Origin of the sequence: Helicobacter apodemus, assembly GCF_000765745.2 — a bacterium.
Lineage (GTDB): Bacteria > Campylobacterota > Campylobacteria > Campylobacterales > Helicobacteraceae > Helicobacter_D > Helicobacter_D apodemus.
Window position 1 is genome coordinate 1 of record NZ_JRPC02000064.1, and the last position, 2,038, is coordinate 2,038.

A 2,038-nucleotide genomic window follows, 5' to 3' on the forward strand; every position below is an offset into this window, starting at 1 on the left:
TCATAAATATCTGCACTACTTATTGCTCTACCATTACTAAAGAGTGTGGGTTCTAATTCTTGCCTGAATGTTGGCTCTAAATTCTCTAAAAATTCAAAGAGATTTTTAGCAGGATTTTCTAATTCTTTAAACCTTGCAAAGGAATATCCTAGTATCTTGCCTAATAAATCCTCATAATAATAAGGGTTTTGTTCTATGAAAGGATTCTTGCCCTCTGCATTGGTGGTTTTTAATAAATCCTCTATCTCTTTAATAAGCTCTTGGAAGTTTTGCTTTCTGCTTTCTTTGGCAGTAGCGGTAAAATACAAAGCTTGAGCTAGATAATCCCTTAAATCAAGTTTTGGCATTAAGGTTTGTTGGCTTATGTTATAAAAGCTCCCTGCATTTTCTACAAACATTCTTAAAGCCGCTTGTTTTTCCTCTGCACTTCCCTTTAAGCTCTCTAGGCTTTCTAAGATACTTTTGTTTCTAGTTTTGGCTAAATGAGTAAAAAGGGCTAAATTCGTATCAAAGGTATTTAAGCCATTATTGGTAGTATCTAAGGTTTTAGAAACAATGCTTTGCATCTCCTCTACACTAGAGGCTGTTAGTCTATTAGGCAGTTTAGAAATACCCTCTTGGTATTTCCCTAAGGTGCTAAGGGCTTTTTCTGCTATATTTTGTTCTCTTCCTACATTAGAAGCAAAGGAGAGGTTTAGCACTTCTTGTTTAGGAATATCAAAATCTAGCATTCTAACAATGACTTCATCCTCTCTCAAATCTACATTAAAGGTTTTCTTGGCTTCCTCTTTATAAATTTGCAAGGATTCTTTACTTAGATTTTTTAGAGCTTCTGCTCTATGATTTCCTACACTTACACTACCATCTGCTAATATAACTGGTAATCCATCAAATCCACCCTCACTAAAGAATAGTTTATTAGGATTTAGGTTATTTTGTATATCCTCTATAACCCTTGTTTGTTTGATAAGTCTGCCTTGTGTGCCTGTGTTGCTAAAATTAGGTTTTAAATCTTGCTTTTTAATAATTACATATTTGGCATTATAGGTTTTATTCTCTAGGTTGATACTTGTTTGTCTAAGAGGGGTATAAGGAATACTATCGCTTAAAAGTAATTCTACTTCATTAACAGATTTACCAACATTAGAGTCTTTTGCTTGTTGTATGGATTGCCTTTTTTGGTTAAGCAGGGAGGCTCTTTTAGTTTGTTCTTGTTGGGCTTCCTGTTGCAATCTCTGCTCTTTAGCGATACCCTCTTGCTTTTCTTTTAGGGCTTTTTCTAAAATACTTTGGTTTGTAGGGGATTGTGGTATAATGTGTGTATCAAGTTTGATATTAGAATTGGCTATATCATCGTAAGGAGTAATAGCGTTAATCTGACTACTCGCTTGATAAATTTCTCTACCCCCTTTTGAGATTTTATTATTTAATCCACTCTCGCTTTTGGGTGCATTGCTTCTTACAATCCATTCCCCATTTTCATCCCTTGCTACACTTGTAAAGTATTTTTTATCGTTAAAATCCTTTGCAAAAATAATCGTATTTTCATCTTGTATAATAATTCTATCTGGATTTTGTAGTGTTGGTTTAATTCTATCCATATATTTAAGCCTATTTTCTTTTAGAAGTTTAATAAGGCTTCCCTTTGTAACCTTTATTTCTGATATATTTTCCTTATTTAGGGCTTCTTTAACTTCTGGAATAAAGCTAGGAATAAAATCTTGTTCTAAACTCTCTAAATTAAATTCTTTGAGCCATTGCTCTTTTAAATCTTGAGGAATCTCTTGGGCTTCTCTCCCCTCTTTTGCTACTCTTAAAGCTTCCTCTTTTATTTCACTAACCTGTTCTACTATTCTTTCTACTAGCTCTTTAGTAGGGGAATTAAATCCACCCCTATTAGCTCTTTGAGTGATATTAAAATTAAAATTCTCTAAAGAGCTAGATTCTTTTAAGGCTTTGCCTAAATGGTATTTTAATGCTGCCTTTTGGATACCTTGTCCCATAGTTGGGAATATCATACCAAATAGCAATCCATCGT

1 protein-coding gene is annotated in these 2,038 nt (G+C 33.6%); it reads right to left on the minus strand.

Annotated elements, in window-relative coordinates:
• A partial coding sequence (locus LS72_RS11015; protein WP_269149295.1) for a PBECR2 nuclease fold domain-containing protein occupies positions 1-2,038 on the minus strand: 2,038 nt, incomplete at both ends.